The sequence below is a fragment of the Marinobacter sp. MDS2 genome (assembly GCF_030718085.1).
In the GTDB taxonomy this organism is placed as follows: Bacteria; Pseudomonadota; Gammaproteobacteria; order Pseudomonadales; family Oleiphilaceae; genus Marinobacter.
The window spans coordinates 1,420,457-1,444,403 of sequence record NZ_JAVAJF010000001.1 but is presented as its reverse complement, the minus strand read 5'-3'; the positions used below and the strand labels follow the sequence as shown (position 1 = coordinate 1,444,403).

At 56.3% G+C, this 23,947-nt stretch carries 17 protein-coding genes; 10 read left to right on the top strand and 7 right to left on the bottom strand.

Going from position 1 to position 23,947, the window contains the following annotated elements; all coding sequences use genetic code 11:
• Positions 1-22: 22 nt before the first annotated feature.
• The 6 genes from Q9245_RS06870 to Q9245_RS06845 all read left to right on the top strand — a co-directional run bounded on the left by Q9245_RS06870 (position 23) and on the right by Q9245_RS06845 (position 6,999).
• Entirely contained in the window at positions 23-1,969 is a 1,947-nt protein-coding gene (locus Q9245_RS06870) for an ion channel DMI1 (RefSeq protein ID WP_305896430.1), read from the top strand.
• A gap of 245 nt (positions 1,970-2,214) precedes the next feature.
• The gene (locus Q9245_RS06865; protein WP_305896429.1) at positions 2,215-3,813 is read left to right on the top strand and encodes an isocitrate lyase; all 1,599 of its coding nucleotides are present in this window, start codon (positions 2,215-2,217) and stop codon (positions 3,811-3,813) included.
• A gap of 380 nt (positions 3,814-4,193) precedes the next feature.
• Positions 4,194-5,405, top strand: a complete 1,212-nt coding sequence (locus tag Q9245_RS06860; RefSeq protein WP_305896428.1) for a hypothetical protein — start codon at positions 4,194-4,196, stop codon at positions 5,403-5,405.
• A 56-nt stretch (positions 5,406-5,461) separates the two neighbouring features.
• Positions 5,462-5,797, top strand: coding sequence for a hypothetical protein (locus tag Q9245_RS06855; protein WP_305896427.1), 336 nt, complete (start codon positions 5,462-5,464; stop codon positions 5,795-5,797).
• A gap of 13 nt (positions 5,798-5,810) precedes the next feature.
• Positions 5,811-6,503, top strand: a complete 693-nt coding sequence (locus tag Q9245_RS06850; protein WP_305896426.1) for a C39 family peptidase — start codon at positions 5,811-5,813, stop codon at positions 6,501-6,503.
• 4 nt (positions 6,504-6,507) lie between these two features.
• On the top strand, positions 6,508-6,999 hold the full coding sequence (locus tag Q9245_RS06845; protein ID WP_305896425.1) for a hypothetical protein: 492 nt from the start codon (positions 6,508-6,510) through the stop codon (positions 6,997-6,999).
• 30 nt (positions 7,000-7,029) lie between these two features.
• Here Q9245_RS06845 and Q9245_RS06840 read toward each other — a convergent pair whose 3' ends face one another.
• Positions 7,030-8,103, bottom strand: coding sequence for a transporter (locus tag Q9245_RS06840; RefSeq protein ID WP_305896424.1), 1,074 nt, complete (start codon positions 8,101-8,103; stop codon positions 7,030-7,032).
• The gene (locus tag Q9245_RS06835) at positions 8,100-9,494 is read right to left on the bottom strand and encodes a sigma-54 dependent transcriptional regulator (protein ID WP_305896423.1); all 1,395 of its coding nucleotides are present in this window, start codon (positions 9,492-9,494) and stop codon (positions 8,100-8,102) included. Before Q9245_RS06835 ends, Q9245_RS06840 begins: the two co-directional genes overlap by 4 nt.
• Positions 9,495-9,822: 328 nt before the next feature.
• Between Q9245_RS06835 and Q9245_RS06830 the strand changes: the two genes are divergently transcribed.
• Entirely contained in the window at positions 9,823-11,661 is a 1,839-nt protein-coding gene (locus Q9245_RS06830; RefSeq protein ID WP_305896422.1) for an SLC13 family permease, read from the top strand.
• On the opposite strand, the gene Q9245_RS06825 is transcribed toward Q9245_RS06830, so the two are convergent.
• Positions 11,658-12,260 (bottom strand): TetR family transcriptional regulator, encoded by a 603-nt coding sequence (locus Q9245_RS06825; RefSeq protein ID WP_305896421.1) that lies wholly within the window; start codon positions 12,258-12,260, stop codon positions 11,658-11,660. The two genes, Q9245_RS06830 and Q9245_RS06825, sit on opposite strands and share 4 nt — an antisense overlap.
• 157 nt (positions 12,261-12,417) lie before the next feature.
• Here Q9245_RS06825 and Q9245_RS06820 point away from each other — a divergent pair, with 157 nt between their 5' ends.
• From Q9245_RS06820 to senA, 3 genes are all read left to right on the top strand, one after another.
• Positions 12,418-13,590 (top strand): efflux RND transporter periplasmic adaptor subunit, encoded by a 1,173-nt coding sequence (locus Q9245_RS06820; RefSeq protein ID WP_305896420.1) that lies wholly within the window; start codon positions 12,418-12,420, stop codon positions 13,588-13,590.
• Positions 13,590-16,700 (top strand): efflux RND transporter permease subunit, encoded by a 3,111-nt coding sequence (locus Q9245_RS06815; protein ID WP_305896419.1) that lies wholly within the window; start codon positions 13,590-13,592, stop codon positions 16,698-16,700. Before Q9245_RS06820 ends, Q9245_RS06815 begins: the two co-directional genes overlap by 1 nt.
• Positions 16,701-16,939: 239 nt before the next feature.
• Positions 16,940-18,256: a selenoneine synthase SenA gene (senA, locus tag Q9245_RS06810; protein WP_305896418.1), complete on the top strand. Its 1,317-nt coding sequence runs from the start codon at positions 16,940-16,942 to the stop codon at positions 18,254-18,256.
• Here senA and Q9245_RS06805 read toward each other — a convergent pair.
• The 4 genes from Q9245_RS06805 to purH form a co-directional block, all read right to left on the bottom strand.
• The gene (locus tag Q9245_RS06805; RefSeq protein ID WP_305896417.1) at positions 18,248-19,846 is read right to left on the bottom strand and encodes a cation:proton antiporter family protein; all 1,599 of its coding nucleotides are present in this window, start codon (positions 19,844-19,846) and stop codon (positions 18,248-18,250) included. The genes senA and Q9245_RS06805 overlap by 9 nt on opposite strands.
• 71 nt (positions 19,847-19,917) lie before the next feature.
• The gene (locus Q9245_RS06800) at positions 19,918-20,886 is read right to left on the bottom strand and encodes an alpha/beta fold hydrolase (RefSeq protein ID WP_305896416.1); all 969 of its coding nucleotides are present in this window, start codon (positions 20,884-20,886) and stop codon (positions 19,918-19,920) included.
• 115 nt (positions 20,887-21,001) lie between these two features.
• On the bottom strand, positions 21,002-22,288 hold the full coding sequence (gene purD / locus Q9245_RS06795; RefSeq protein WP_305896415.1) for a phosphoribosylamine--glycine ligase: 1,287 nt from the start codon (positions 22,286-22,288) through the stop codon (positions 21,002-21,004).
• 22 nt (positions 22,289-22,310) lie between these two features.
• Positions 22,311-23,891, bottom strand: coding sequence for a bifunctional phosphoribosylaminoimidazolecarboxamide formyltransferase/IMP cyclohydrolase (gene purH / locus Q9245_RS06790; protein WP_305896414.1), 1,581 nt, complete (start codon positions 23,889-23,891; stop codon positions 22,311-22,313).
• Positions 23,892-23,947 lie beyond the last annotated feature (56 nt).

Here is a 23,947-nt window from a genome sequence, read left to right as displayed (position 1 = left end):
CTGCCCTCAAAAGAGGGTCATCATGCTGCCATTTCGAATTATCGATCGAGTCAAATTTGTTCTAGAGCGCCAATTACTTAAAGGCGCAGGTTTTCAGCTATTGGTGGTCGGGCTTTTTATCGGCCTGATCTCGCTAATTGGCGGCCTGTTGGTAGTCCCTCAAGGGGGGGAGTTCGAGGATCCGGGGGCCGCGATCTGGTGGGCGTTTCTGCGCCTGACCGATCCGGGGTATCTGGGTGATGATGTGGGTACCTGGCAGCGTATTGTTTCAACGCTACTGACCATCCTGGGTTATGTGGTGTTCATGGGTACGCTGGTGGCGATTCTGACCCGCTGGTTGATTGCCAAAATGACCGATCTGGAGCTGGGTCTTACGCCCGTCACGCTGAGAAACCATGTGGTGGTGCTCGGCTGGACCGCGCAAACCCCGCCTCTTGTGGCCGAGCTGTTCGGCTCATCGGGGCGGATGCGGCGTTTCCTGGAGAAACACGATACTCAGCGCTTGCGGCTTGTGGTGCTGGCGGCACAGGCCAGCGTTGAACAAGTATACGAACTGCGTAACGAGCCGGGTGTGGGCCGCCGTGCCCGCGAGGTGATTCTGCGCAGTGGCTCGGCGATTCAGCCGGATGCCTTGCACCGGGTAGCCTGCCTGGATGCGGCCGCGGTGATTGTGCCGAGCCAGGGTTACGATGCAGATAGCCCGGTGACTTCCGATGTGGAAACCGTCAAAGCGTTGTTGTCGATTGCGGCCCAGGCTCGCCATTTCGGAGTGTCGCTGCCGTTTGTGGTGGCCGAAATTCAGGACATGCGGAAATTATCAGTGATCGAACGGGCCTATCCCGGGGCTGTTGAGGTGGTTGCGGGTGATTCCACCATCAGCCGCTTGATGGTGCAAAACGTCCTGCATCCGAATCTTTCAGAAGTGTATAACGAGCTTCTGACGGCCGGTGAGGGCAGCGAGATTTTCGTCCGTGGTGGTGAAACTGCCGAGGGGCTAACGCTGGGTGAGCTGGCCTCGCAAAGGCCAAATGCGATTGTGTTGGGGCTGTTGCATCCGGCTCAGGCTGGCGGTTGGACGGTCAATCTGCTGGCGCCCTCTGATACCGTTATCCGAAATGACGACCGGGTGGTGCTGCTTGCGGGAGATTATGCGCATACAGGCCCGGATCCGAAACTGGAACCGTTGCCGCGCGTCGAACGCATGCCGGCCCAAACCAGTATTCCCGTGGCAAGAGGCAAGCATCGAGTGTTGGTGCTGGGCTGGAACCGCCGGGTGCCGGGTTTGGCGGAAGAGTTCGGCAGCTACTCTGACCGGGAGTTCGAGTTGGATATGGTGTCGGCTACCCCCCTGCAAGATCGGCAACGCGAGATGTCCGGCTACGGTGTTGATCTGGCCAGCGTGAACGGACGTTTGCTGGAGGCCGACTACATGGTGGAAGACGAACTCCGAAAGCTTGACCCGGCTTCCTACCATACCGTGATGTTGTTAAGCAGCGACCGGATTGGCTCGGACGAAGAAGCTGATGCGCGTGCGATGGTGGGCTATCTGCAACTGGAAGATGTGCTTTCGGAGGCGCCGGTCAGGCCGCAAGTCATGCTTGAATTAAGTGATCCGGACAACCGTCACCTGATCTACGGTCATCAGAGCGAGATGCTGATCAGCCCGATGATTCTGAGCCATGTTCTGGCGCAAGTCGCGTTGCGCAGGGAGCTGAGGGTGGTGCTCGACGAGCTGTTTACCGTGGGTGGCGCTGAAATTCAGTTCCGTGATCCTGAAGATTACCCCCTGCCTGCCAGTGCGGATTTTCAGTTTCTCGAGAAAACGCTGGCGACCAGAGGAGAAGTCGCGCTGGGCGTTCGCCGCGAAGCTGCGGATGACCGTGGCCGCCACCTGCAAATGAACCTGCCGCGGAAGCAATACCTGGATCTTCGGAAGGGCGATCAGCTTCTTGTGATGTGTCGAGCCTGAGTAGGGCTCCATTCATTCGTGAGTGTATGAGAAGTGCAAGTGTTTGAGGTAAAAGTGGTTCAGGGCGCCATTCACCAGAAAAATGCTGGAAATACATAATATAAATTTCAATTATAAGATTGGACGCAGTAAAGTGTCGTCCAACGTCAACCGTCACCCGTTTTCCAGGGACAGGTTGGCAACGGTTGGTGCCTGGCAGCACTAGCCCTTACCTTTTGAACACAAACGTAGAAAGGATAGAGATCATGCCCTACTCACAAGACGTTGATCAGATCGCTTCCATCGTCAAGCAAAACCCGACTTGGAACGCCATCAACCCTAAGCACGCTGCCCGCATGCGCGCCCAGAACAAATTCAAGACTGGTCTGGACATCGCTAAGTACACCGCGAAGATCATGCGTGAAGACATGGCCGCTTACGATGCCGACACTTCCAAGTACACTCAGTCTCTGGGTTGCTGGCACGGTTTCATTGGTCAGCAGAAGCTGATCTCTATCAAGAAGCACTTCGGTAGCACCAAGCGTCGTTACCTGTACCTGTCTGGCTGGATGGTTGCCGCTCTGCGTTCGGAGTTCGGTCCTCTGCCTGACCAGTCCATGCACGAGAAGACTTCTGTATCTGGCCTGATCGAAGAGCTGTACACCTTCCTGCGTCAAGCTGATGCCTGGGAACTGAACCACTTGTTCCGTGACCTGGAAGCCGCTGAAAAAGCTGGCGACACTGCGAAAGCTGAAGAGCTGATCAAGCAGATCGACAACCACGAAACTCACGTTGTACCGATCATTGCTGACATCGACGCTGGTTTCGGTAACGCTGAAGCGACTTACCTGTTGGCCAAGCAGATGATCGAAGCCGGTGCGTGCTGCATCCAGATCGAAAACCAGGTTTCTGACGAGAAGCAGTGTGGCCACCAGGACGGTAAAGTAACCGTTCCTCACGCCGACTTCCTGTCCAAGATCAACGCTGTTCGTCTGGCGTTCCTTGAGCTGGGTGTAGACGACGGTGTTATCGTTGCTCGTACCGACTCTCTGGGTGCTGGCCTGACCAAGCAGATCGCTGTAACCAACGAGCCGGGTGACCTGGGCGACCAGTACAACAGCTTCCTGGACGGCGAATACATCGAAGACGCTTCTCAGATCGAGAACGGCGACGTTGTTATCAAGTCTAACGGCAAGCTGCTGAAGCCGAAGCGTCTGGCTTCTGGCCTGTTCCAGTTCAAGCCGGGTTCTGGTGAAGACCGTGTTGTTCTGGACTGCATCACTTCCCTGCAGAACGGCGCAGACATGCTGTGGATCGAAACCGAGAAGCCTCACGTTGGTCAGATCGCTGGCATGGTAAACCGCATCAAGGAAGTTGTTCCCGATGCCAAGCTGGTTTACAACAACAGCCCGTCCTTCAACTGGACTCTGAACTTCCGTCAGCAGGTGTTCGACGCCATGAAGGAAGAAGGTAAAGACGTATCTGCCTACGATCGCGACCGTCTGATGAGCGCTGACTACGATGGCACCGAGCTGGCTGAGCTGGCTGACGAGTGGACTCGTAACTTCCAGCGTGACGCGTCACGTGAAGCGGGTGTGTTCCATCACTTGATCACTCTGCCGACTTACCACACTGCGGCACTGTCTACTGACAACCTGGCGAAAGGCTACTTCGGTGACGAAGGCATGCTCGCCTACGTCGCGGGTGTACAGCGTAAGGAAATCCGTCAGGGCATCGCCACTGTTAAGCACCAGGACATGGCTGGTTCTAACATCGGTGACGACCACAAAGAATTCTTCGCAGGTGAAGCTGCGCTGAAGGCTGGCGGTAAAGACAACACTATGGGTCAGTTCGAGAACATCTAATCTCGACGATCTAAAAAGTGTTTAAAGGCGGCCCCGGAAACGGGGCCGCTTTTTTTGTGTCTGGAGTAGCGTAAGGAAGGCTGACAAGTGTTTAAAAGGTAACGCCCTGAAAGTTAGAGGGTATTTCATTGTAGCGCTGACTTGTGCGGTGTTGTTGTACCAGATCTGAAACAGTTTTTGCGGGGGGGTGAAGCTTAACTGTTCGCCCATACTCTATTTTTGTTATTTAAAATCAGATGGTTGAGCTTGTTTTCTAACGATGTGGCACGTTAATCGCTACTGTGTTTCCGAGGGTCTGACCTATTCAGATAGCAGTAAACGGTAGTCGAGCGGGACGGGCCAAAAAGAGAAGTGCAATGATGTTAGAAGGAAGCGATATCATGAAAACTCAAAAAAGCTTGCTAGCGATTGCTGTTGCATTAGGTCTGGGCCTGTCAGGTGTGGCCTATGCAGATGTGGGTGGGGACGGTGACCCGAACACCAACGCTGTCGATAACGCGACGGCTAACAATGACAATTCCGGAAATACCAATTCGGGCAATGATAACTCGAATTACCCGGACAGCTCAAACAACTCGGATAATTCCGACAACTCCGACAATTCGAATAATTCCGACAATTCCGATAATTCGAATAACTCGGACAACAGTGCCACTGCCACTGACTCGTTCAAAATAGCGGACAGCGGCAATGACAACTCGGACAACTCCGATGCTTCGAATAACTCGGACAACTCCGATAACTCGGATAATTCAGACAACTCGAATAACTCCGATAACAGCGCCACTGCGACCGATTCGTTCAAGGTTGCTGACAGTGGTAATGATATGTCGGATAACTCGGATAATTCGGATAATTCAGACAACTCCGACAATTCGGATAACTCTGACAATTCCGACAGCTCGGACAACAGCACCAATGTGACCGATTCGTTCAAGATCGCCGACAGCGGTAATGACAATTCGGACAACTCGGATGCGTCGGATAACTCAGACAACTCAGACAACTCAGACAATTCAGATAACTCTGACAACTCAGACAGTTCGAACAACAGCACCAACAATTCGAACAACACCGCGAACAGCAATAACGACAGTTCAGACAACTCGGATAATTCCGATAACTCTGACAACTCGGATAACAGTACCCGTAACTCCAACAACGTAGCAGACAGCAATAACGACAACTCAGATAATTCGGACAACTCGGATAATTCCGACAATTCCGATAACTCTGATAATTCAGACAACTCTGATAACTCTGATAACAGTACCAATAACTCGAATAACGTCGCTAACAGCAACAACGACAATTCGAATAACTCCGATAACTCCGACAACAGCACTGCAAACCTGAACCTGCATGTGTTCCTGAACAACGCGGACCTGGCAGGTACAGTGAGCGGCACCAGCGTTACCTATGGCGACGCCAATGGTGAAGGCTCTTACACTGACGTTATGAACCACAATGAAATCTCCGGTGGTTCCGCTAACTTTACCGGTGTAGGCGCAATTTCCCAGAACACCGGGCATGGCAGTGTCACGCAGGCGAACGTCAGCGTGATGTCTAACCTGACCACCGGCGGTAACTGAGGAGGACCGGTCGCACCGGAATAACGGTGCGACCGTGCGTTCCGGGAGGAACCGTCATGGGATACATCAAAAGGGTGATCTGTGTACTGGCATTGGCAGGGTGCGGTTTGGTTCATGCAGAGGGATTCCTGAACGTAGAGCCTCTGTCGCCGGATCAGTTAGCTGAGACCAGTGGCCGTCAGGGTGTTCCGTTACAGTTGCAGTTTAACGAGACAGACCAGATGGCGACGGTGACTGGCAACCGTCTCCAAGGCAATGTGGTGACCGGAGCAAACAGCATTTCCGACCACGCCTTCGACAACATGACCGGTATCGCAACGGTGATCCAGAATAGCGGAAACCAAGTGGTGATCCAGGACAGTACTCAGGTGAACATTCTGATCAACCGCTGACAGGAGGTGGGCCATGGTTAAGCAGCTGCTTGTCGTAAGTTTAGCCAGCACTGTGGTTCTTTGGTCCACCGCGTTTGCCGGCACGGTTACCTTGCCAGGGCTGGCGGGTGGCTTGCAGGTTCAGGTAAGCAGCTTCAAAGAACAGCGCTTCAGCTCGGTGATGCAACAGCAGTATGACTTTAGTTGTGGTTCGGCCGCTGTTGCCTCATTGCTTTCCTACCATTACAGCCACGAGGTTTCGGAACAGGAAGTGTTCTCCGGCATGTTCGAGTTGGCGGATCCGGCGAAGGTGCGCAAAGACGGTTTCTCGATGCTGGATATGAAACGGTTTCTGGCATCGAAAGGCTATCAGGCCGACGGTTTTCGCATGCCTCTAGCCGGTATACGGGAACAAGTGAGTTTGCCGGTGATTGTGCTGATGAACCTTGAGGGCTTCCGTCACTTTGTTGTCATTAAAGGAATCAGCGACGATGAGGTGCTAGTGGGTGATCCTGCTCGTGGTTTAAAAGCTTATCCTCGGGCTGAATTTGAAGGTTACTGGGATGGTGCGGCGTTTGTTATCCGTAGCCATGTCAAACAAGGGCGCAGCACCTTCCTGGCGGCGGGAGACTGGCCCCAGGTGGTTCGGGCGCCCCTTGAAAAAGGACAGGACGGTCCGTCACTTGGCCACACCTTGCCTTATTGGCCATCAACTAGGGAGTGGTAGCACCATGAAAAGGCGACACGGATTTTTGATGGTCGGGTTTGTTGCCGGATTAGCTACGGGGTCCTTGGCTGCCAGCGCGGAAAGCCTGTTCATTGCACAACCGTTGACCGATTTCGAGCTTGCCGGGCAACGTGGCGGCTTCATTCTCGACAACCTTGAGATTTCGATCGGGCTTGAGCAGGTTATTTCGGTGAATGGAGATACCCTTGCGGTGAACCGTTTGACGATTCCCAACCTCAACCAAATGGGGAGCGGCAGCGTGGTGCCGCACCAAGTCGAGACCATGCTCGGCCTGATGGATTCCACTCAGAGCGGGCAGGCACTGGTATCTGCATCCTCGGCTTCGGGAGGTTGGCTGACGTTAATCCAGAATGATCTGAATGGCTCAGTTATTCAGAATGTGCGTCAGCTTAATATCGAATTAAGAAATCTGGGTGGCGGCTATGGCCTTCCTGATCACGTGAAGAACCCGGCCCTTCCGTTTTTAGGGCGTTAGTTTTCCGGGGCGAAACAGCTTCAAGCGGTGCTAGAGGCTGATTGGCAGTTTTAAGGTGATTTCAGTGTCGGGCGCGGTTTCCGTAACGCCAATATTGACCGTAAGACTCAGGGTGGCGTTTGACCTCACTCTTTGCGAAAGCCCGAACGACAGTGACCCAATCTGAATGCGGTCAAAGTTGGCGGCAAACAGGTCAACGTCACGTTCGTATGAAGTGTCTCCAATGATCGACTGGTCATAGCCAATACTGAACGAGGTACGTTCGTTAAACGCGAACCCCATGCCGAAACCAAAACGCAGAACGTCCCCCGGATCGATGGTGTTTCCGTTCTCAAAACCTTTGTCGTCTTTCAGGGTGTACACATAACTCACGTTGCCGTACAGAACCGCCGGGTCTGAAGGATAAATAAACGACAAGCCCGGTTCGAGCGACCAAAAACCCGAGCCGGTGGGGCGATCAGCAAGTTCAACGCCGATCGGGTTGCCCTGACTGTCAGTAATGACCTCCTGATCAACATCGTAAGGGCTGTCACCGGTGGGCGCTTTGACTCTGAGCGAGCCAATGACATAGGGCCATCCTTCGAGACCATCGTTGAGTTGGTAGCGCACAGCAAGTTCGATGTCGCCCAGCCCCTTGCCCGAAGATTCTCTAAGGGTATCAACGGGCGTACCTTCAAACACTTCGCGCTCTCGGATGTCTTCGTTGATGTTTAAGTATGGAATGCGCAAAGACGTTTCCAGGCGACTGGTAAAGCCATATTTGAACGAGACCGCTCCCACGAAGATATCCCGTTGAACCTCGGAAATGTTGATCAGGCCAATCAGCAGGGCAGGTATAACGGTGTAGCCTTCTATCGCAACCAGCGTGGAGTTGCTGTGGGCATGAGAGATGGCGGGTTCGATGATAAACCGGCCGGGTTTGGTGACGATGCCTCGGTCGGCAGTGATCGAGGCAATATCCGAAGCATGTTCCTTTGCCTCTGCGGCTTTTTGTCTGGCTTCACTGACCGCGCCGGGGCGCATTTGGTGCTCGGGCTTTGCAAGGGCGTTTGCCGGTGAAAGGCAGAGGCTGAGCGCGAGTAGGTATCCGGTTTTGCGTTTCATGTGGTGTCTCCCTTGGAGGCCGGCTTTTGATGAGCGTTCTTGCTGGATGAGTGGTCGGTGTGCTTTTCAAGCAGACGGTAGAAGGACGCACGAGATATTTTCAGAACCCGCGCGGCCTCAGACAGGTTGTTGTTCGACAAACGAAGACTGCACAGGAGTGCTTGGTGGTCGGCCTGATCTCGAAACGCCTGAAGGCTCAGGTTAGACGGCTGCGCGCGGCCGGCGCCCGGGGGGCGTAGCCCCAAATCGCCGGGTTCGATTTTGGGTCGCTCACTAAGCAAGACACCACGACGCAAACGGTTTTGCAGCTCTTGCAGGTTGCCGGGCCAGGAATGGTTAATTAAGCAATGCATGGCGGCGCTGCTGAGGCGCTTTTGCTCCATGCCCGGGAGCGATGCGTCAAGCAGGGCGTGAGCGAGAGTGGGAATGTCCTCGCAACGCTCCCTTAGTGGCGGGAGGATGACCTCAAGGTTGCCCAGGCGAAAATACACATCACTCCGAAATAACCCTACGGCCACCAGTTCTTGCAAGGGTTGGGTGGTTGTTGCAATCACCCGGCCGTTTGCCGAAATGCGGGTATTGCTGCCCACTCGCTGAACCTCGCCTTCTTGCAGAAAGCGCAGCAATGCGGATTGCTGCTCGAGGTGCAGCTCGTTGATGCCAGAAAACACCAGAGTGCCGCCGTTTGCCTGTTCTAGTCGGCCCGGATGAGACTGTTGTGCGCTGGTGAACGCCCCTTTTTCATAGCCGAACAGTTCGCTTTGGGTAAGGGTGCTGGGCAGGGCAGCGCAATTAACAAAGATCAGTGGCCCGTTGGCGCGTATGGAGTTGTTGTGGATGAACCGGGCGCTTGCGTCTTTGCCCGTGCTGCTTTCACCCGTAATCAGAACCGGCTCCAGTGTGGCTGAGAAACGCCGTAAAAGACCGTGCACGTTTTGAATGGCCGACGAGCTCCCAAGCAGCGCCAGGTCGCCGTAGTCATGCAGATTGGCATGGCTGCTGGCTTCTTTTATGGATGCCATGCCCCAAAGATGGCCGAGCACAGTGTTCAAGCGTTCGCCGTCCACCGGTTGGGTGTGAAAATCAGAACAATAGCGAACGATCAGGTTGGCGGTGGCGGTGGCGGTTCGGTTATGTGGCTTTTGAGGGGCAATGGCGACCCAGTAGATCATGCCGAGGGCCTCAAGCCACTTTTCCAGCTGAGGCAGGTCAGCTTCGACATTTTCAGGGAGCGCCAGTACGCCTACTTTGGCAGCATCGGGAATGTTCGGAAACAGCGAAAGCGGTTGGCCAAAATCAAAATCGATCAGGCTCCAGAGTGTTTCTAGCATGCCCCGAATGGGCGCGCTGCTGTGTGCCGCTGATAACCAAACAAGCGGTCGCTTTTCCATAAGGACGATTCTCCGCCGGAGCATGCCTTGGAAATAGGACTGCCAGTCGTGCAGGGGAAGACTGCTTCGCCGGTACGGCTCAAGCTCCGGCCACTATCCTGTGTGACCCGCTACGACAGATATCTGTCGCTGTAACTATCCCGCCTATAACGACATTGGGCAGATTGCGTGCCAGATGGCGGTTAACCAATTTGATACAGCGGGTTGCAAGTGCAGCCGATTAGCGCGGTATCGGAAGGTGTATAAATGCTTGACGTTTTGGGTGCGAATCTCTCGTTTTTGGCGCTTTGTTGTATGCTGCAAGAAGGCCGGAAAAAGGAGTGCGCTATTGAACGTTGAGCAAGGCACGGTCTTTTTAGTGCTGGGTGTCACGCTGATTCTGTTTGTATGGAACCGCCTGCGTTTCGATGTGGTGGCCATGCTGGCGTTGTTGGCGGTCGCGGTTGCAGGGCTGGTGCCTGCCGGCGATCTTTTTGCCGGATTTGGCCACCCTGCGGTGATCACCGTCGCGGCGGTGCTGGTGATCAGCCAGGGGTTGGTCAGCGGTGGGGTGGTTGATGCGATTGCCCGTTATCTGGCCAGAATAGGTCACAACCCGGTACTGCAAGTGGTGACGTTAACGGGCGTTGTGGCCCTGTGTTCGGCGTTTATCAACAACGTAGGGGCGTTGGCTTTGCTGATGCCGGTGGCGATCTGGATGTCGCGAAAGTCTGGTCGCTCACCGTCGTTCCTGCTGATGCCTCTGGCATTCGGGTCGCTGCTGGGAGGCACCATCACCCTTATTGGCACTCCGCCAAATATTATCATTGCCAGCTACCGCGAGGGTGGCTCCTTCGGTTTGTTTGATTTTGCACCTGCGGGACTGGCCATTACGGTTGCCGGGATTGTCTTTATCGGGCTGGTCGGATGGCGCTTCACGCCTTGGCGAATCAATCCTGCCGATGACGAGCCATTATTCAATGTGGGAGATTATGTGACCGAGCTCCGGGTGCCAGAGGGCAACGGCTATGCCGGAAGCACCCTGCATAATCTGCTGACTTCGGGTGAGGAAGAGAAAAGTGTGGCGGTATTGGCCCTCATTCGAAACGAGCAAAGCTCACCGGCGCCATCCCCATACCAGGTGCTAAGGGAAGATGATGTTTTGTTGGTGCAGGCGGATACCGAAAGCCTGCAGGAATTAGTCGAAAAAACCGGGCTAACGTTGGCGAATACCGTTGAAGACAACGACGAAGTCAACGATGAAGACGATAGTGAAGCAAAACAGGCGCGGATAAAGCAGGCCCGGGTGGAGCGGGAGGACGATATTGCCACCGGCGATGTCCGGCTTATGGAAGCGGTGATTACACCGTCATCCCGGCTCATCGGACTGACAACCAACCGCTTGAACCTGCGAGAGCGGTACGGCTTGAACGTGGTGGCCATTGCTCGTCAGGGACACCGTTTGACGCAGCGGGTGTCGGACATCCGGTTTCGCTCCGGCGATATTCTTCTGGTTCAGGCCTACGAAAGTAACTTGATGACGACGCTGCAAACGCTCGGCTGCCTGCCCTTGGCGGAGCGTGAGCTGTCACTGGGGCGTCAGAAGAGCCTTTGGTTGGCGGGTGGTTTGTTCCTTGGTGCCATAGGACTGGTTTTGTCGGGCCTGCTGGCGCCGCCAGTGGCCTTGGTTGGCTGTGCGGTGGCGATGGTGGTGTTCCAGCTACTCGATGCAAGCGAAGCCTACCAGGCGATTGATTGGTCTGTGATTGTGTTGCTCGCCGCCATGATTCCGGTTGGCCAGGCACTGGAGGCAACCGGCGGGGCAGATCTGATTGCCGCACAAATTCTGGGCGTGGCGCAGGGGCAGCCAAACTGGGTGGCGCTCACCATTATTCTGATCGGCTCTATGGTGTTGTCTAATGTCGTGAATAACGCAGCGGCCGCGGTACTGGTGGCACCCATTGCTCTGGGTTTGTCTGTTCAATTGGGGTTGTCGGCAGATGCCGCGTTGATGGGGGTTGCCGTGGGAACGTCCTGTGCCTTTCTGACACCCATCGGTCACCAATCCAATGCCTTGGTGATGGAGCCGGGCGGTTATCGGTTTGGTGATTATTGGCGGTTGGGCCTACCGCTTTCTGTGGTGGTTGTCATCGTGGCTGTGCCTGTAATTCTTTGGATGTGGTCCTAGTTATCCACGAGCAGGCCGTAAAACACGGTTTCGACCAGTGTGGGGGCCATGTCATACAGTGGCCACTGGTCGGGTGCGGTCAACCAGTGGAAAAATAAACCGAGCATCTGTGTGTGTAACAAATACGCGGCCTGCTCCGGTGTCAGGTGAGGGCGAAGCCGCTTTCGGTTTTCGGCCAGGGCCATAATCTCGACCAGTTGGCTGATGGCACTGGCGGACAGTTCACGATGACGGTTCAACGCCTGATCGGATTCGTTGCGGTGCAGCAGAATGTAGTGAACCCGAAAGTAGCGTTCGTCTTCAGCCAGCTTTCTCAGCGCCAAAATACACACCGCTTTCAGGTTCTCAAGGTTGTCACCTCCTTCGCGGGCGCTCGCCAGCATTTCCCCTAGGGGCGCGCGCACCCGTTCAAGCATGGCGTCGAGAATGTCCTGCTTATTGAGGAAGTGCCAATAGATTGCACCGCGGGTGACACCGGCGGTGTGAGCAATTTGTTCGAGCGAGCCGCGAGCAACGCCTTTGTCGATAAACACCTGTTCGGCGGCATCGAGAATGGACTCGCGAGTGGCTGCGGCTTCTGCTTTCGTTTTCCGTGCCATGATCCCGTAACTATAGTGTCGGTATAAACCGTCAGTATAGCGGAGAATTGTTTACATACATACACGAATGAATGTATGTTAGCGTGCTAATTTTGCAGGCCGTTCTACCCTGCTTGTCTACCCGGATTGATTTTGTCTCGTGTTCAGGAGAACGCACATGACCATGGAATTATCTCATCGCCCAGCTGCCCGCGCCGGGCTGATTATTGCAAGCTTATCGATGTTGTTGATGTTAGCTGGCTGTAGCAGTGAAGACAGTGCCGGTCAGCAGGGCGGAGGCGGTTTCCCTCCGGCCGCGGTGACGGTGGCAACGGCAGAGCTGAGCAACGCCACCGTTCGCCAGGACTATGCCGGGCGGGCACGGGGCGCTCGAGAAGTGCAAGTGCGGGCACGAGTCAACGGGGTGCTTGAAGAGCGGCTTTATGCCGAAGGGCAAATGGTGCGGGAAGGCGATTCTCTGTTCCGTATCGACCCTAAGCCAGCCGAGGCGGCATACCAGCAGGCCAAGGCACAGCGTCAGGTTGCCGAAGCAAATTTGCGTCAGTCAGAACGGGAATGGGCCCGGATCTCTTCCTTGTACAAGCGTAAAGCGGTGAGCGAACGGGATCGTGATTCTGCAGAATCGGCTTTGGAGCTGGCCAAGGCTAATTTGGCGGTTGCCGAGGCGGGTATGACCAAATCGGAGCTGAACCTTGGGTACACTCAAGTGACCGCACCGCTGAGTGGTGTGACGAGTCTTGAGGATTTGCCAGAAGGCAGTCTGGTGGACGCGGGCACGTTACTGACGACGATTGTGCAGCTGGACCCGGTTCATGTGCGTTTCGCGTTGCCGGAAAACGACGCCAGTATTCGCCGTGCCGCGGCGGAAGGCATGGCGCGCTCTGATGAGGTTCAGGACGTATCCGCCCGGTTGGTGTTGGCAAATGGCGAAGAATACCCGTTAGAAGGCCGGATTGATTTCACGGCGTCCACGCTCGACCCGCGCACCGGATCTGTGTCGGCGCGGGCCGTATTCCCGAATCCGGAGCATGTGATTGTGCCGGGCCAGTTTGTACGGGTGCGGGTTGAGCTACAGAGCTTCGAGAACGTGATCCTGGTGCCGGAAGCGGCCGTTGCAGAGGGCCCCAAAGGACCGATGGTGTACGTGGTTGACGGCGAGGGCAAAGCCCAGGCGCGCGGCGTTGAGTTGGGGCCTGTGACCAATGGCAGCCAGATTATCCTGAAAGGATTGGACGCCGGTGAGCGTTTCATCGTCAGTGGCCTGACCAACCTTCGCCCGGGTTCACCGGTGAACATTATGAATGAGAATGCCGGGGAGGGTGCGAACTGATGTTGCGCACATTCATCGACCGGCCGATTTTCGCGACGGTTATCTCGATCATTATTACCTTGGGCGGTGCCTTGGCGCTGCTCGGATTGCCTGTGGAGCAATACCCGAACGTGGTGCCGCCGCAAGTCGTGGTGGACGGACGATTCCCCGGCGCCAGTGCCGATGTGATTTCCGATTCAGTGGTGGCACCGCTGGAACAGGAGATCAACGGCGTGGATGACATGATCTATCTGGAATCGAGCGCAACCGACTCTGGCAGTTTCCGGATCTCGGTGTCGTTCGAAATCGGAACAGATCCGGATCAGGCCACCATCAACGTCAACAACCGGGTACAGCAGGCGCTGGCGCGACTGCCTCAATCCGTTCGCAACCAAGGCCTGAAAGTAGAGGCCCGTTCCACGTCGATTCTGCAGGTTATTGCCCTGTCGTCTCCGGATAATTCCATGGACGTGGTGGAGATATCCAACTACGCCCTGTTGAACGTGCTCGATGAATTGGTGCGTTTGCCGGGTATTGGTAACGCCTCGTTGTTCGGAGCGCAGGATTACTCGATGCGAATCTGGCTCCGGCCGGACAAGCTCGCTCAGTACGAGCTGACCCCGGGCGATGTAGCCAACGCATTGCGTGCCCAGAACGCTCAGTTTGCGGCGGGTCGAATTGGTGCGGAACCGGCTCCGAAAGGGCAGGCATTCACTTTCAGTGTGTCGGCCCCCGGCCGCCTGACCAGTCCCGAAGAGTTTGGCGAAGTGATTTTGCGCAGTGATGAGCAGGGTGCCTCTCTGCGCCTGAAAGACGTTGCGCGCATTGAACTGGGCGCTCTGAACTACGACTTTGCGGCGATCTACAACGGCAGCGCGACGGTGCCCATGGGGATTTACCTGCAACCGGGAGCCAACGCCCTGGATGCCGCGGAAGCGGTGAACAAGGCCATGGCGGAAATTTCGGACCGTTTCCCGGAAGGGCTAGAGTTCAGCGTTCCGTATGATACAACCCGCTTTATCGACATCTCCATTCAGGAGGTGTTCAGCACCTTCATTATGGCGGTTGTGCTGGTCGTTCTGGTGACCTTTCTGTTCTTGCAAAACCTCAGTGCCACCCTGATACCGCTGATGGCCATTCCGGTGTCGCTGATCGGTACCTTTGCGGGCATGCAGGCGCTGGGTTTCTCGGTGAACTTGCTGACGCTGTTCGGGCTAATACTGGCGATCGGGGTGGTGGTGGATAACGCCATCATTATTATGGAAAACGCCGAGCGGCTGATTAAAGAAAAAGGCATGACCGCCTACGACGCCGCGGTGACCACCATCGGCCAGGTTTCCGGCGCGGTGGTTTCATCCACGCTGGTGCTGGTAGCGGTGTTTGCGCCAGTCGCATTTTTGGGCGGGCTCAGTGGTGAGTTGTACCGGCAGTTCGCAATCACCATTGCCGTATCGGTGGTCATTTCCGGCGTTGTGGCTCTGACCCTGACACCGGCCATGTGCGCCATGCTGCTGGGGAAAGAGACGAAGCAGCTGACAGTGTTCCGCTGGTTTGATGCCGGTTTCGATAAGTTAACAGCCGGTTTCTCGGGTGTGGTGGACTGGCTGCTGAAACACGCGGTTGTGGGTGTGCTGTTGTTTGCGGCCATGCTGGGCAGTGTGGTGTTCCTGATGAATAAGATGCCTTCGGGTTTGGTGCCGCAGGAAGATCAGGGCTTTGTGCTGGCGGCCTATGCATTGCCCCCGGTGTCGGCCATGAGTCGCACGGAAGATGCCCGGGATGAATTGGCGGCGAAGATGAAGAGCCTGCCAGAAGTGAAAGACGTGGTGGCCTTTGCCGGTTTCGATATCATATCCAGTGCGCTGCGCACCAACAGCGGTGTGGCGTTTGTGACGCTTGAAGATTGGGCTGAGCGTGAGGCCGAGGGTCAGGGAGCGGCCGATATTGCCAAGAAAATCATGGGGATTGGCTTTGGCATGCCGGAAGCGTTCGTGATTGCCTTTACGCCGCCACCGATTCAAGGCTTATCGACTACAGGTGGTGTGGAAGGCTACATTCAGGCTCGCGGTGGCCGTACCCCGGCCGAGATCAAAGCGATGGCAGACAAGTTCACTCAGGCCGCGAACGCTCGCCCGGAGCTGACCAACGTGCGGGTGACTCTGGATACGGGTATTCCTCGTTACAAGGCGATCGTGGACCGTGAGAAGGCTCAGGCGGCCGGTGTGCCTATTGACCAGATCTTTACCACGATGCAGAGCACCTTTGGTGGTTTGTATGTGAACGATTTTACGCTGGAGGGCCGCAACTGGCAGGTGAACCTTCAGTCGGAAGGCGAGTTCCGTAGCCATCCGGGGGATTTGCGTAAGGTGTTTGTGCGCTCCAATTATGGCGAGATGATTCCGCTCAGTTCGCTGGTTGAGTTGGAGCGTACCAGTGGGCCAGATATTCTGAACCGGTTTAACGTGTATCCGGCGGCCAAGCTGCTGGCAGATCCCGGCGCGGGTTATACCACCGGTGCGGCGCTGGCAGCGCTGGAGGCGGTTGCGGCTGAGCAATTTGACCGGGATACGTTGGTTGGCTGGACCGGTGAAGCCTATCAGTTGCAGGATTCTGCCGACTCTGGAGCCATGGCGTTTGGCATGGGTTTGTTGCTGGTGTTCCTGATTCTGGCGGCCCAGTATGAGCGTTGGGGATTGCCGGTTGCGGTGGCGACGGCGGTTCCGTTTGGGGTGTTTGGGGCGGCTTTGGCGTCTTTGTGGCGAGGCTTTCCGAACGATATTTATTTCCAGGTAGGGCTATTGGTGTTGATCGGGCTGGCGGCGAAGAACGCGATTCTGATTGTGGAGTTTGCGGCGCAGAACCGGAAGTCGGGAATGAATTCGTTTGAGGCGGCCAGTGCGGCGGCGCGTCAGCGTTTCCGGGCGATTATGATGACGGCGTTGACCTTTATTGTGGGGTCGTTGCCGCTAGCCTTCAGTTCCGGGGCGGGTGCGGTGAGTCGTCAGGAAATTGGTACGGTGGTGGTTGGCGGTATGCTGGCGGCCAGTACCTTGGCGCTGTTTTTTGTGCCTTTGTTCTATAAGTTGATTGAGGACTTCGGGGATTGGCGCAAGCAGCGTAAGAAGGCCTGACCATTAGAGCTGACTTCGGTCGGCTCTTTGTGAATGTCATTGAACCGCCTTGGGTTTCTGCCCTCGGCGGTTTTTTGTTGTTATGCTGTTTGGGAGCATGAACCGGCAGAGGGGAGGCGCTTCCAAAAAACGCTCCTTCGGCACATCCATGTGGCGCTTCTGCTTCGCCATCCATGGCTACGCACATTTTTGGAAGCGCCTCCCCTCTGCCGATTCCCAGACGCAGGGAGATACTTTCCGTGAAGCCAAACTCGATGTCTGTTCTTGAAATGAAAGCCCAGTTGCTTGATGAGTTGGCGCTCGCTCGAACTCGAACAGAACAACTCATTAATTCGTTATCGGACACCCAACTGGATGTTCCGTATCACCCAGGTGTGAATCCGCCACTTTGGGAGATGGGGCATTCTGCGTTTTTCTATGAGGTGTTTGTTTTTAAGCTGCTGGATGGCTCGGAGAGTTATAACCCGGCGATGGACGATCTCTGGGATTCGTTTCATGTTCAGCATCGGGATCGTTGGCGCCGGGATTTGTTTCCCGGGCGTGAGGAGACGCTGGCGTATTTCCATACGGTTTATGACCGGGTGGCGGAGCGTATTCGCCGCTGTGAGTTGAGCGATCGGGAGTTGTATCTCTACCGCTATGCGATTTTTCACCAGAACATGCACATTGAGTCTCTGATCTGGTGTCGCCAGACGGTGGGTTATCCCGCTCCGGCGGATTTTGTCGGTGATCGGCCGGCGCCGGGTGAGGCGGTTGCCGGGGATGTAGAGGTGCCGGCCGGACGTTGGGTGATTGGGATGCCGGGGGCTTCGGAGGCGTTTGCGGGAGAGGATTTTGCGTTTGATGCGGAGAAACCGCGGTTTGAGGTGCAGTTGCCGGGGTTTGCGATTAGTCGGGCGTTGGTGACGAATCGGGAGTTTTTGGCGTTTGTTGAGGACGACGGTTATCAGCGGCCGGAGTTGTGGTCGTTTGGCGGGCAGCAGTGGCTGGAGTTGGCTTCAGGGCACCCAGTGTATTGGCGGTGTCAGGAGGGGCAGTGGCAGGTGCGGTTGTTTGATCGTTGGTTGCCGCTGAATCCGGACGCGCCAGTGACTCATGTCTCCTATTGGGAGGCTGAGGCTTGGTGTCGGTGGGCCGGGCGGCGGTTGCCGACGGAGTATGAGTGGGAGGCGGCTGCGCTAGGGAATCGGCCGTGTGAGGTTTTTCGGCGTTTTCCGTGGGGGAATGACTCGCCAGATGCATCTCGTGTGGATATGAATGGTCGATCCATGGCGCAGAACCCGGTGTTTGATTACCCGGCGGGTGAGAGTCCGTTTGGCTGCCGGCAGATGTTGGGTTCGGTGTGGGAATGGACCAGCGATCAGTTTCTGCCGTACGACGGTTTCAAGGTGGATATGTATCCGTTTATGTCCACCCTGCAGTTTGGTGACCATAAGGTGACTCGCGGCGGCAGTTGTGCCACAACGTCGAGTTTGATTCGTGGCACCTACCGGCAGGCGTACTTGCCTCAGAGAAACGATGTGTTTACCGGGTTTCGTACCTGCGCGTTAAGTTGATGGCTGCTTGGGGTCGGAAAGCGTTGCCTCCGGCTCAGGGACTTCCGGGGCTATTTGCTGCAAGTGGCTTGCTAGGGCCACCCCGGTTTCGCTCATGGTGAGGTAGGCCTCGTTGGCTCCGGCTTCGCGAATGCGCTGGGCTTCGTCCTCAAACATGGTGTGGGCGACGACGTAGCCGGTGAAACCGAGCTTTCGCAGCATCCGGGCGGCGATCAGTTTGGCTTCTATATCACCCATGGCGAGTATGACCGCTTCCACCGAGGGCATGTGCAAGGCCTCCCAGAAGGTGTTGTCTTCGGCATCGGCGTAGACCACGTTGCGCCCTTGTTTCTGATGGCGCGAGACTTTGGCCAGGTCGGAATCCAGCGCCATGAGTCGGGCTTCTGTGCCGCTCAACGCATCGTAAGCGGCGGTTCCGGTTCGCCCCATTCCCATGATCACAACGCGAGTGTCGCCCAAAGAAATCGGCAGCTCATCCGGGTGCCGCCGGTCACTTTCGAAGGGCACCAAGCGGTGGCTCCAGCGCTCATACAACGGGTGCGCCAACCGGTTGAGCGGCGCGGATATCAGAAATGACAAGGCGACCGACAAGGCCAATGGGACCAGCCATTCGGGCAGGGCAACGCTGGCGACGATCAGGCCGAATTCGCTGTAGTTGGTCAGTGCCAGCGAGGTCAGGAAGCTGCTACGCGCGCGCAGGCGGAAGAGCAGCATCAGGAAGAAGAACAAGATGCCTTTCAGGGGAAGGATCAAGGCCACCGCAACGGCGAAGATGATGGCATCTTTCCCCGGCAGACCGTCTATGCCGATTTGAAGAAAGAATCCCACCAGGAAGATTTCTTTCACGCTCCATAGTGATTTGGCCAGCTCCTGGCTTCTGGGGTGGTTGGCCAAAATAGCGCCGAACACCAAAGCGCCCAGTTCCGAGCTGAGCCCGACCGCTTGAAAGCCTAAGCCCCCCAACACCAATGCCAGCACAAGCCCCAGCAACACCAGAAGTTCTTCGTGGCCACTTGCGTCCAGCAGTTTGTACAGAACGGGGCGAAGCAGTGGTAAGCCAAACACGATCAGCGCCCATTGGGACGGTGTTTGGCCAGCCGCCAGGCTCATCACCACCAACGCAATCAAGTCCTGCATGATCAGGATGCCAATCGATACGCGCCCGTGGAAAGCGCGAAGTTCCCGTTTGTTTTCCAGCACCTTGGCGGCCAGCACGGTCGAGGAGAACGATAGGGCGATCGCCAGCATCAGGGCGGTGTACCAGCTGACCTCGAGAATCAGATAAATACCGGGGGCGAACACCAGAGCGGTGATCGAAAAGTGCAGCAGGCTACCGCCAATGACTTCCGGGCTGATCACCGATTTCAGTTTCAGCTTGAGCCCGACCGTAAAGAGCATGAGCAAAACGCCCAGATGGGCGATGTGATCCAATACGGCGGTGGGTTCCGGCGAGATCGGGATAGACGGATTAGCGGCCATTGCGCTAAGGATGAAGCCGGCGGCGAGATAGCCAATCAGCGGTGGCAGGTGCACCGCTTTGATGAGCAGGCCGAGGCCAAAGGCAAAAGAAATCCAGATCGCTTCAGGCATGAAAGGCCCTTACCGGGGAACAGAACAAGAAGGCTACCTTGTTTTTTCCCCGTGTTGAAGTCGATTTACGGCTAACGTGCTGCCATTTGATCTTTGTCGTTTTCTAAGCGATAGGGCTTGGAAAACTCAAGAAACAGCTGGGCCGATTCTTCCGGTGTTTCGATCATTGGCGCGTGCCCGATGCCTTCGAGGATGGTTAGCTGGGCGCCGGGAATGTCTTGTTTGAAGAGGGCACCGTTGCGGTAATCCAGCACACGATCTTCTTTGCCCCAGACGATCAGAACCGGATCTTTGATGTGCTTGATGGCATCACGAAAATCAGAGTTCAGGCCGGCTTCGCGGATGTCGGAGAAGATCACCTTGTTGATGTCTTGGTTGGCAATGGCTTTTTCTTCCATCACCCCCAGAATGGGCCAGGGGATAAAAGGTTTTTCTTCCATGGCAAAATCGACCAAACGCTCGAAGTCGCCCGGTTGGGTGGGGATCAGCGGATTGTCGCCGGCAAGCACCAGTTCGGTGAGTTCGTTGTGGTATTCCAGAATGCCGGCGGGGTTAAACAGGACCGCCGTTTCAATCTGTTCGGGATGCCTGGCTGCATAGAGTGCGGTAATCGCGCCACCCATGGAGTTGCCCATCATGTGCATGGTTTCGATGTTCAGGGCTTTCAGAATACGGGCAAGATAACCGACTTGCTGTTCCAGCCGGTAGCCAAGATCCATCGGTTTGCTGCTGTCGCCGTGGCCGGGCAGGTCGATGGCGTATACGTTGAACTCATCGGTGAGCTCCCCGGCCATTCGTGTCCAGTTGTCTTTGTTGGCGGCAAAGCCGTGCACCAGAACGATGGTGTCGCCATTATTGGCTTCACGGTTTCGGAGGTAGGCAATTTCCAACTCGCCAACGTTTATTTGGCTGGCTTCGAGCCCGGCACCGGAGCGTTCCCAGTCTATGGCGGTTTCGTAAATACCTTGCCGTGAGCAGGCAGTGGTGAACAGCACGGTTATAAACAACAGGGCAAGGGTTACAGGTGATGATTTCGACATGCTGGGTTCCCCGGGGCGTTGAGGTCGTTCATTTTTTTAAAGGGGTACCACATTACGGCATAAAAAAGCCCGGTCAATGACCGGGCTGACACTGCGGTGTGAACGGCGTTACAAATCAGCTTTGTTCACGGGCGATAGCCCGGTATGCAATGTCTTTACGGCAGAATACGCCGTCCCACTCAACTTTCGCGGCCAATTCGTAGGCGCGCTGTTGAGCCTCGGTGACGGTGTTGCCGAGGGCTGTGGCGCAGAGTACGCGACCGCCGTTAGTGACAACGTTGCCGTCTTTCAGGCTGGTGCCGGCGTGGAAAACTTTCTCGCCATCTACCTCGGTTTCCGGCAAGCCGGTGATCACGTCGCCCTTGTTGTAGCTGCCCGGATAACCACCGGCGGCCAGAACGATGCCCACAGAAGCGCGCTCGTCCCACACGGAATCACACTGATCGAGTGTGCCGTCCACGGCTGCCAGAGACAGTTCAACGATGTCCGATTTCATGCGCAGCATGATCGGCTGGGTTTCCGGATCACCAAAGCGGCAGTTGAATTCGATCACCTTGGGAGCGCCGGTGGTGTCGATCATCAGGCCCGCGTACAGGAAACCCTTATACGGGTGGCCTTCTGCTGCCATGCCGTTAACGGTCGGCATGATCACTTCGTCCATGATGCGCTGGTGTACATCGGCCGTGACCACCGGGGCCGGGGAGTATGCACCCATGCCACCGGTGTTGGGGCCGGTGTCACCGTCGCCAACGCGTTTGTGATCTTGGGAGGTGGCCATCGCCAGTACGTTCTTGCCATCCACCATGACGATGAACGAGGCTTCTTCGCCGTCCAGGAACTCTTCGACCACAACGCGGCTGCCAGCATCACCGAACGCGTTACCTGCCAACATATCGCGAATGGCGTCTTCGGCCTCTTCCAGAGTCATGGCAACGATGACGCCTTTACCTGCGGCCAGACCATCCGCCTTGACCACAATCGGTGCGCCTTTTTCACGAACGTAAGCGAGGGCTTCGTCAACGTCGGTGAAATTGGCGTAGTCCGCGGTCGGGATCTTCTGGCGGGCCAGAAAGTCCTTGGTGAAGGCTTTGGAGCCTTCAAGCTGAGCCGCACCGGCGCTGGGGCCGAAGATGCGCAGGCCGCGTTCTTCAAAGTTGTCGACAACACCCGCTACCAGCGGGGCTTCCGGACCAACGATGGTCAGACCGACGTTGTTCTGTTCGGCGAAGTTCGCCAGACCGTCCAGATCCATAACGTCCAGATCGACGTTTTCCAGACCGGGCTCGCGGGCGGTGCCGGCGTTACCCGGTGCGACAAAAACCTTGTCAGCCAGAGGCGATTGGGCGGCTTTCCACGCCAGTGCGTGTTCCCGTCCGCCACTGCCGATAATCAGAATGTTCATGTTGTGCTCCTGAATGCTGTGATCAGTGACGGAAGTGGCGCATGCCGGTGAAGACCATCGCGATGCCGTGTTCGTTGGCGGCGTCGATCACTTCCTGGTCGCGCATGGAACCGCCCGGCTGAATGACTGCAGTGATGCCTGCGGCGGCCGCGGCATCGATGCCATCACGGAACGGGAAGAAAGCGTCGGAGGACATCACCGAACCTTTCACTTCCAGACCTTCGTCGGCGGCTTTGATACCGGCGATCTTGGCGCTGTATACGCGGCTCATCTGGCCTGCGCCGACACCGATGGTACGGCCGGCTTTGGCATACACGATGGCGTTGGACTTAACGTATTTGGCCACTTCCCAGGCGAACAGCAGGTCGTTCAGTTCCTGTTCGGTGGGCTGGCGGTCGGTCACGACCTTGACGTCTTCCATCGCTACCATGCCCAAGTCGCGGTCTTGAACCAGCAGGCCGCCGGTGACACGCTTGTAGTCCATGGTCTTGGCACGGTGGCTGTCGAATTCGCCGCAAGCCAGCAGACGCACGTTTTTCTTGGCAGATACGATCTCTACGGCTTCCGGGGCGATGCTGGGGGCAATGATGACTTCCACGAACTGGCGATCAACGATGGCCTGGGCGGTTTTGGCATCGAGCTCGCGGTTAAAGGCGATGATGCCACCGAAGGCTGAGGTCGGATCGGTCGCGAAGGCCAGATCGTAGGCCTGAAGAATGTCGGCGCCAATGGCAACGCCGCAAGGGTTGGCGTGCTTAACGATGACACAGGCCGGGTCTGCGAATGGTTTTACGCACTCCAGAGCGGCATCGGTGTCCGCAACGTTGTTGTAGCTCAGCTCTTTGCCTTGCAGCTGCTTGGCGGTGGCAACACAGGCTTCACGGGGATTGGTTTCGGCGTAGAAAGCCGCGCGCTGGTGCGGGTTTTCGCCGTAACGCATGTCCTGAACCTTCACAAACTGAGTGTTGAAGGTGCGTGGGAAATCGGCGTTGTCGTTGTCGGGTGTGCGCCCGCCCAGATAGTTGGCGATGGCACCGTCGTAACCGGCGGTGTGCTCGAACGCCTTGACCGCCAGGTCGAAACGGGTGTTGTAGGTCAGGTCGCCGTCGTTCTCTTCGAGTTCTTTCAGTACTCGACTGTAGTCAGCCGCGTTCACGACGATCGCGACATCGTTGTGATTTTTAGCCGCGGCGCGAACCATGGTTGGCCCGCCGATGTCGATGTTCTCGATGGCGGTGGCCAGGTCGCAATCCGGTTTAGCAACGGTTTCCTCGAATGGATAGAGGTTGACCACAACCATATCGATCGGATTAATACCGTGCTCCGCCATGATGGCGTCGTCAGTGCCGCGACGGCCCAGAACGCCACCGTGAATCTTCGGATGCAGGGTTTTTACCCGGCCGTCCATCATTTCCGGAAAACCGGTGTAATCGGATACTTCGGTGACCGGTACTTTGTTTTCCTGCAGCAGCCGGAAGGTGCCTCCGGTGGACAGCAGCTCAATGCCGCGTTCGGTCAGGGCTCGTGCGAAATCGACGATGCCGGTTTTATCACTCACGCTGATCAGGGCGCGACGGACGGGGGTGTTAGCCTGGTTTGCCATGGTTCAGTTTCTTCGCTGTTCAGATAAGCCGGGGTAGCCTGAATATAAAGAACAAA

Coding starts and splice junctions, on each gene's coding strand:
- Q9245_RS06870 (WP_305896430.1), top strand. CDS start 23: ATGCTGCCATTTCGAATTATCGATCGAGTCAAATTTGTTCTAGAGCGC.
- Q9245_RS06865 (WP_305896429.1), top strand. CDS start 2,215: ATGCCCTACTCACAAGACGTTGATCAGATCGCTTCCATCGTCAAGCAA.
- Q9245_RS06860 (WP_305896428.1), top strand. CDS start 4,194: ATGAAAACTCAAAAAAGCTTGCTAGCGATTGCTGTTGCATTAGGTCTG.
- Q9245_RS06855 (WP_305896427.1), top strand. CDS start 5,462: ATGGGATACATCAAAAGGGTGATCTGTGTACTGGCATTGGCAGGGTGC.
- Q9245_RS06850 (WP_305896426.1), top strand. CDS start 5,811: ATGGTTAAGCAGCTGCTTGTCGTAAGTTTAGCCAGCACTGTGGTTCTT.
- Q9245_RS06845 (WP_305896425.1), top strand. CDS start 6,508: ATGAAAAGGCGACACGGATTTTTGATGGTCGGGTTTGTTGCCGGATTA.
- Q9245_RS06840 (WP_305896424.1), bottom strand. CDS start 8,103: ATGAAACGCAAAACCGGATACCTACTCGCGCTCAGCCTCTGCCTTTCA.
- Q9245_RS06835 (WP_305896423.1), bottom strand. CDS start 9,494: ATGGAAAAGCGACCGCTTGTTTGGTTATCAGCGGCACACAGCAGCGCG.
- Q9245_RS06825 (WP_305896421.1), bottom strand. CDS start 12,260: ATGGCACGGAAAACGAAAGCAGAAGCCGCAGCCACTCGCGAGTCCATT.
- Q9245_RS06820 (WP_305896420.1), top strand. CDS start 12,418: ATGACCATGGAATTATCTCATCGCCCAGCTGCCCGCGCCGGGCTGATT.
- Q9245_RS06815 (WP_305896419.1), top strand. CDS start 13,590: ATGTTGCGCACATTCATCGACCGGCCGATTTTCGCGACGGTTATCTCG.
- Q9245_RS06805 (WP_305896417.1), bottom strand. CDS start 19,846: ATGCCTGAAGCGATCTGGATTTCTTTTGCCTTTGGCCTCGGCCTGCTC.
- Q9245_RS06800 (WP_305896416.1), bottom strand. CDS start 20,886: ATGTCGAAATCATCACCTGTAACCCTTGCCCTGTTGTTTATAACCGTG.
- purD (WP_305896415.1), bottom strand. CDS start 22,288: ATGAACATTCTGATTATCGGCAGTGGCGGACGGGAACACGCACTGGCG.
- purH (WP_305896414.1), bottom strand. CDS start 23,891: ATGGCAAACCAGGCTAACACCCCCGTCCGTCGCGCCCTGATCAGCGTG.